The organism is Bradyrhizobium sp. (assembly GCF_016462955.1).
Classification (GTDB): Bacteria; Pseudomonadota; Alphaproteobacteria; order Rhizobiales; family Xanthobacteraceae; genus Bradyrhizobium.
Genome location: NZ_JAEMSD010000369.1, coordinates 1 through 6,901, shown reverse-complemented (window position 1 = coordinate 6,901; position 6,901 = coordinate 1). Strand labels below are relative to the sequence as shown.

The following is a 6,901-nucleotide window of genomic DNA, read 5'->3' as shown; positions in this document are numbered from 1 at the left end:
GCCGAAGACCTCTCGGGCACGCTCCAGAAGATCAAGGAGACCAGGAAGATCACGCTGGGCTATCAGGAGGCGTCAGTTCCGTTCAGCTATCTCGACGGCAACCAGAAGCCGGTCGGCTTTGCCATGGACATCTGCCTCAGGATCGTGGACGCCGTGAAGAAGCAGCTCGGCATGCCCGACATCTCCGTCGAGACCCTCGCGGTGACCTCGTCGAACCGCATCCCGCTGATGGTGAACGGCACGCTCGACCTGCATTGCTCGGCGACCACCAACAACGCCGACCGCCAGAAGCAGGTCGCCTTCACCAACACGCATTTTCTCAGCGCGACGCGGTTTGCCGCAAAGACAGCCGCCAAGATCAACACCATCGACGATCTCAAGGGCAAGGCGGTCACCGCCGTTGCGGGATCTGTGAACCTGACGCAGCTTGCCAAGGTCAATTCCGAGCGCAATCTCGGCATCAACATCATGCCGGCCAAGGACCAGGCCGAAGCGTTCCTGCTGCTGGAGACCGACCGCGCCCAGGCCTATGCGCTCGACGACGTCCAGCTCGCGGTCGCGATTGCGCGGTCGAAGGAGCCGCAAGCCTACATGATCAGCGCCGAAGCGTTGTCCAAGCCGGAGCCTTACGGCATCATGCTGCGGCGGGAGGATGCCCCGTTCAAGGCGCTCGCCGACCGCGCCACCGCCGAGCTCTATGCCAGCCCGGAGATCGAGGTGCTCTACAGGAAATGGCTGCAATCGCCGACGCCGCCGAATGGCCTCAACTACAACGTCCCGCTGTCGCCCGCTTTGCGCAACGCCTTCAAGAAGCCGAGCTCGAGTGCCGATCCCGATGTGTACGTAGTGAACTGAGGCGAGGCCGCCGAACGCTGATTGTAACCGTTGCATGTTGTTGCGCCCTCTCCCCTTGTGGGTCCCACAAGGGGGAGAAGGAACGGGAGCGCCGCCGGCGCCTCACGAACGATCGCTTCTTCTACGCGTTCGAATATTTCCTCAGCTCGAGCCGCGCGATCTGGTTGCGGTGGACCTCATCGGGGCCATCGGCAAGACGCAGCAAGCGCGCGGTGGCGTAGGCCTGAGTCAGTCCGAAATCGTTCGAGGTGCCGCCGCCGCCATGGGCCTGAATGGCCCAGTCGATGATCTGGCAGGCCATGTTGGGCACGGCGACCTTGATCATGGCGATCTCGGCTTTCGCCACCTTGTTGCCAACCGTGTCCATGGCATGGGCCGCGTTCAGCGTCAGCAGCCGCGCCTGCTCGATCATGATGCGGGCTTCCGCGATGCGCTCCTGCGTCACCGTCTGCTCCGAGACCGGCTTGCCGAAGGCAACCCGGCTGCGCACGCGGCGGCACATCTTCTCCAGCGTGCGTTCGGAAAGGCCGATCAGGCGCATGCAATGATGGATGCGGCCGGGTCCGAGACGGCCCTGCGCGATCTCGAAGCCGCGGCCCTCGCCGAGCAGCATGTTCTCCCGGGGCACCCGCACATTGGTGAAGATCACTTCGGAGGCGCGGTCGGGCACGCCGTAGAAGCCGAACACGGGCAAGGGACGCTTGACCTCGATGCCCGGCGTGTCCATCGGCACCAGGATCATCGATTGCTGCTTGTGGCGATCGGGATTATCGGGATCGGTCTTGCCCATGAAGATGCAGATCTTGCAGCGCGGGTCGGTCGCGTTGGTCGTGTACCATTTGCGCCCGTTGATGACGTAATGGTCGCCGTCGCGCACGATCGAGCTCTCGATGTTGGTGGCATCGGATGATGCGACCGCCGGCTCGGTCATGGCAAAGCAGGAGCGGATTTCGCCGGCGAGCAGCGGCTTCAGCCAGCGCTCCTTGTCCTGCTCCGAACCGTAGCGCTCCAGCACCTCCATGTTGCCGGTGTCGGGCGCCGAGCAGTTGAAGACTTCAGGCGCAAGATGCGAGCGGCCCATCACCTCGCACAGCGGAGCGTATTCGAGGTTGGTGAGGCCCGCGCCGTGATGGCTCTCGGGCAGGAACAGATTCCAAAGCCCCTCCTTGCGCGCCAGCGGCTTCAGCTCCTCGACGACCGGAAAGACCTTCCATGGCCCGAGCTCTTCAGCCTCGCGGTAGAAGCGCTCCTCGTTCGGATAGATGTGCCGGTCCATGAAGCTTTCGAGCCTCCGCTTGAGCTCGACGACCTTGGGCGACATCGGGTAGAGCATCTCTCATCTCCTTGATCGAAGGCGGGCCGATTACGCGACCCGGTACTCCCTAAATCTGTCGCGCAGAGCGGATTTCAGCACCTTGCCGGTGCCGGTCATCGGGAATTCGTCGAGGAATTCGACGGCATCAGGCAGCCACCAGCTTGCGATCCTCGGACGCATGTGGTCGAGCAGCGTCCGGCCGTCGACCGTCGCGCCTTTCTTGCGAACGACGAGGAGGAGCGGGCGCTCCTGCCATTTCTCGTGGCTGATCGCGACCACGGCCGCCTGCAGCACGTCGGGGTGGGACAGTGCGATGTCCTCGAGCTGGATCGAGGAGATCCACTCGCCGCCGGACTTGATCACATCCTTGGAGCGGTCGGTCAGCGTAACGTGACCCTGCGGGTCGATCACGGCCATGTCGCCGGTGATCAGCCAGCCGTCGCGGTCGAGGCCTTCATCGAGCTTCATGTAGCCGGAGGCCACCCAGGGACCACGGGCGCGCAGATGACCGACGGACTTGCCGTCGCGCGGCAGCTCGTTGCCGGCTTCATCGACGATGCGCAAGGCGGTGCCGAAACAGGCGCGGCCGGAGACCTGGCGCCGGTCGAATTTCTCGGTCTCGCCGAGATGCTCCGAGCCGGGCCGCAAGCCCGGCATCGAGCAGCCCAGCGCCTCGGTCATGCCCCAGGCCTGGATGTAGTCGACATTGTAATCGCGCTTGAGCTTTTCCACCATCGCGCGCGGCGGGGCCGAGCCCGACGACAGCGTCGCGCGCAGCGTCGAGAACTTGTTGCCGGTGCGGCCGAGCCAGTCGAGCAGGATCAGCCAGAAGCTCGGCACGCCCGCCGACAGCGTCACCTTCTCGCCTTCGAGCAGTTCATAGAGCTTGTCGGGCTCGTAGTTGCGGCCGGGCAGCACCAGCTTTGAGCCGGTATAGGGCGCGGTGAACGGCATGTTCCAGCCGTTGCCGTGGAACAGCGGTGCCATCGGCATCATCACCTCGCGCACGCCTTCGACATGTCCCGGCAGGAAGTCGAAATTGCAGCAGGTCATGGTCTGCAGGATCGCGGCGCGGTGCGAGTAGATCACGCCCTTCGGATTGCCCGTCGTGCCCGAGGTGTAGCAGATCGTCGAGGCGGACTTCTCGTCGAATTCCGGCCAGGCAAAGCCGGCCTCGTTCTCGCGTGCCAGGAGCTCTTCGTAGCAATGCACGTTGGCAAGCTTCGTCTCCGGCATCCGCTCGCGCGAGGACATCACGACATAGGCCTCGATGGTCTTGAGCTGTGGCGCGATCGCCTCGACGAGCGGCAGCGTGGCGCGGTCGATGAACAGCAGGCGGTCTTCGGCGTGGTTGATGATGTAGACAAGTTGATCGGGAAAGAGCCTGGGATTGACCGTGTGCAGCACGTAGCCCATGCCGGGCGCCGCGTAGAACATCTCGAAATGACGGTGCGTGTTCCAGGCCAGCGTGCCGACGCGGTCGCCTTGCGTCATGCCGAGCCGCTTCAACGCCAGCGCCATGCGCTTGATGCGTGGATGCGCATCGGCATAGGTGTAGCGATGGACGTCGCCCTCGATCTCGCGCGCGACGATCTCGGCTTCGCCGTGATAGTCGGCCGCATACTGGATCAGTCCGCTGATCAGCAGCGGCATGTCCATCATCAATCCCTGCATGGTCTCCTCCGGATTGCCACGTCGATGCATGGCGTAGGCTTCTGATTTGCGCGGGAGGTTAGCGGAACGTCGCGCAGCGTTCACGTAAAAAGGCAATCCGCGTGATTGCATGCAGCGCTTTTTAAGGGCTAACGTGCGGTGAGCTGCCGGCGAAGCAGCATTGGCGGGAGGAGATGGATGTCAGCGGAAAGACACAAGACCGGTGAAGCCGGCGCATCTACGGTTGATATTTCCGCCCTTCGTGCGCGCTATCGCGACGAGCGCGATCGCCGTCTGCGTGCCGAGGGCAAGGCGCAGTATATCGAGGTCACGGGCGATTTCGGCCGCTACCTCGATGACCCCTGGGCCGATCCCGGATTTGCGCGGCCAGCCATCAGCGAAGCGACCGACGTGCTCATCGTCGGCGGCGGCTTCGGCGGCCTCTTGTGTGGCGCGCGCTTGCGCGAGGCCGGCATCGAGAATTTTCGCATCGTGGAAAAGGCCGCCGACTTCGGCGGCACATGGTACTGGAATCGCTATCCCGGCGCCGCCTGCGATACCGAGAGCTACATCTATCTGCCGCTCCTGGAGGAGACCGGCTACATTCCCATGCGCAAATATGCCCGGGCGCCGGAGATCTACGAGCACTCGCGCCGCATCGGCCGTCATTTCGGACTTTACGAGCGCGCGCTGTTTCAGACCGTCATCTCCCGGATGACATGGCAGGAGCAGGACGCGCGCTGGCTGGTCGAGACCGACCGCGGTGACCAGATCCGTGCGCGCTTCGTCATTCTGGCCGGCGGTCCGCTGAGCCGTCCGAAGCTGCCTGGCATTCCCGGCATCGAGACGTTCAAAGGTCACAGCTTTCACACCAGCCGCTGGGACTACGGCTACACCGGCGGCAATGCGGAGGGCGGCCTGACCGGTCTAGCCGACAAGCGCGTCGGCATCATCGGCACCGGTGCCACGGCGGTGCAATGCGTGCCGCATCTCGGCCGCTCGGCGAAGGAGCTCTATGTCTTCCAGCGCACGCCGTCCGCGATCGGCGTTCGCGACGATCGTCCAACCGACCCGGCCTGGGCGCAGAACCTCAAGCCCGGCTGGCAGCGCGAGCGCATGGACAATTTCACGTCAGTGATCTCGGGCGAGCCGTTCGAGCAGGACCTGGTGCAGGACGGCTGGACTGGCCTGCTCGGCGAGATCCTGCTGGCGCCGCGCCGGCAGGCACAGCCGGTGACCTCGATGGAAGAGGCTCTGAAGGTGATCGAGCAGGCCGACTATCGCAAGATGGAGGAGATCCGCGCCCGTGTCGACGCGGTGGTCAGTGACGAGGCGACCGCAGCGGCGCTCAAGCCCTGGTACAAGGCGTTCTGCAAGCGGCCGTGCTTCCACGACGAATATCTCGACACTTTCAACCGTCCGAACGTGCATCTGGTCGACACCAAGGGGGAGGGTGTCGAGCGCATCACGGAGAATGCTGTCGTCGTCGACGGCAGGGCTTACGAGCTCGATTGCCTGATCTATGCCAGCGGTTTCGAGGTCGGCACCGATTACGCGCGCCGCATGGGCTTCGAGGTCTATGGCCGCGGCGGCATGAGCCTGTCGGAGCGCTGGCAGGACGGCGTCAAGACGCTGCATGGCTTCTACAGCCGCGGTTTCCCGAACTGCTTCCTGATCGTCACGGTGCAGGCCGGCCAGAGCGCCAATTTTCCGCACATCATCGACGAACAGTCGCAACACATCGCCTATGTCATTAAGGAGGCGCGTGAGCGCAAGGCGCGCACTCTGGAGCCGACGCTCGCCGCCGAGGATGCCTGGGTCGAGGAGGTCGTCAAGGCCGCGCTCGGCCGGCAGACCTATCTCGCCGAATGCACGCCGGGTTACTACAACAATGAAGGCGTGTTTGATCCAATCGCGGCAAGAAACAGTCAATATTGGCGCGGCCCGGTGGCATTCCTGCGGCTGCTCGACAGATGGCGCAAAGACGGCAATCTGGACGGCCTCGAATTGTCCTATGATCAGGCCATGGAGTCGGCGCCGTCCACCGGGTAAGATTGCGCCGAGCGATACAGGACAGGAGAGATTGCAGATGATCAGGGGCAGGGCTGTTGCGGGAGCGGTTCTTGGCGCAATGACGCTGCTCGGTTGCCTCGCACCCTCCGCCGAGGCCGCGCAATGCGGCAGCTCGCCGGTCGGCTTCGAGGCGTGGAAGCGCGAATTCAGCGCGGAGGCGCAAGGAAAGGGCATCGGCCCCACCGCGCTGTCGGCGCTGATGCAGACCAACTATGCGAGCGCCACCATCGCGGCCGACCGCGGCCAGCGCAGCTTCTCGCTGACGCTCGACCAGTTCCTGGCCAAGCGCGGCGCGACCACCATCGTCGCCAAGGGACGGCAGCTGAAGCAGTCACAGGCCGCCTTGTTCGCCTCGATCGAGCAGCGCTACGGCGTCCCGCCCGGACCCCTGATCGCGATCTGGGGCATGGAGACCGGCTTCGGCAGCCAGCGCGGCAATCAGAACATGCTGTCGTCGATCGCGACCCTCGCCTATGACTGCCGCCGTCCCGAATTCTTCACTGACCAGCTCTATGCCGCGTTGAAGCTGATCGACCGCGGTACATTGTCGGGATCGACTCGCGGCTCCATGCATGGCGAGGTCGGCCAGACCCAGTTCATGCCCAAGAGCATCCTTGCCTACGGCACCGGCAATCTGGAAGTCGCTGCCAATGCGCTGAACTCGACGGCCAATTTCCTCAAAGCCCATGGCTGGAAAGCAGGAGCTGGCTACCAACCGGGCGAGCCGAACTTCGCCGCCATCGAGGCCTGGAATGCGGCTGGCGTCTATCAGAAAGCGATCGCGCTGATGGGCCGGCAGATCGACGAGGGCGGGCCCGCCGCGTTGCGCTAGGGCATATCCGGAACACTGCGAACCGGTTTTCCGGAAAGATCATGCTTAAACAACGACCTAAAGCGCGACGACGATTCATTCTGATCGGATCGCGCTCGAGGCGGCTCAGCAAGGCGTGATGCGTCGGCAAGAGAAAGTTGTTGCCAAAAGGAACTGACGGCATGAGGTTTGCT

General features: G+C 63.9%; 5 protein-coding genes. 3 read left to right on the top strand and 2 right to left on the bottom strand.

The annotated features are described in order from the left end of the window. On the top strand, positions 1–855 hold an 855-nt coding region (locus JHD07_RS28465; protein ID WP_291628229.1), incomplete at its 5' end, for an amino acid ABC transporter substrate-binding protein. A gap of 121 nt (positions 856–976) precedes the next feature. On the opposite strand, the gene JHD07_RS28460 is transcribed toward JHD07_RS28465, so the two are convergent. Together JHD07_RS28460 and JHD07_RS28455 are read right to left on the bottom strand one after the other, a co-directional pair. Beyond that, positions 977–2,188 carry an acyl-CoA dehydrogenase family protein gene (locus JHD07_RS28460; RefSeq protein WP_291628227.1) on the bottom strand — a complete coding sequence of 404 codons (1,212 nt, stop codon included), beginning with the start codon at positions 2,186–2,188 and terminating at the stop codon, positions 977–979. Between the two features lie 30 nt (positions 2,189–2,218). Then, positions 2,219–3,844 carry a long-chain fatty acid--CoA ligase gene (locus JHD07_RS28455; RefSeq protein ID WP_291628231.1) on the bottom strand — a complete coding sequence of 542 codons (1,626 nt, stop codon included), beginning with the start codon at positions 3,842–3,844 and terminating at the stop codon, positions 2,219–2,221. Positions 3,845–4,021: 177 nt separating this feature from the next. On the opposite strand from JHD07_RS28455, the gene JHD07_RS28450 reads away from it, so the two are divergent. Then, positions 4,022–5,875: an NAD(P)/FAD-dependent oxidoreductase gene (locus JHD07_RS28450; RefSeq protein ID WP_291628225.1), complete on the top strand. Its 1,854-nt coding sequence runs from the start codon at positions 4,022–4,024 to the stop codon at positions 5,873–5,875. A 37-nt stretch (positions 5,876–5,912) separates the two neighbouring features. Next, a complete protein-coding gene (locus tag JHD07_RS28445; protein WP_291628223.1) occupies positions 5,913–6,728 on the top strand; it encodes a lytic transglycosylase domain-containing protein in 816 nt (271 codons plus the stop codon). Positions 6,729–6,901: the final 173 nt, after the last annotated feature.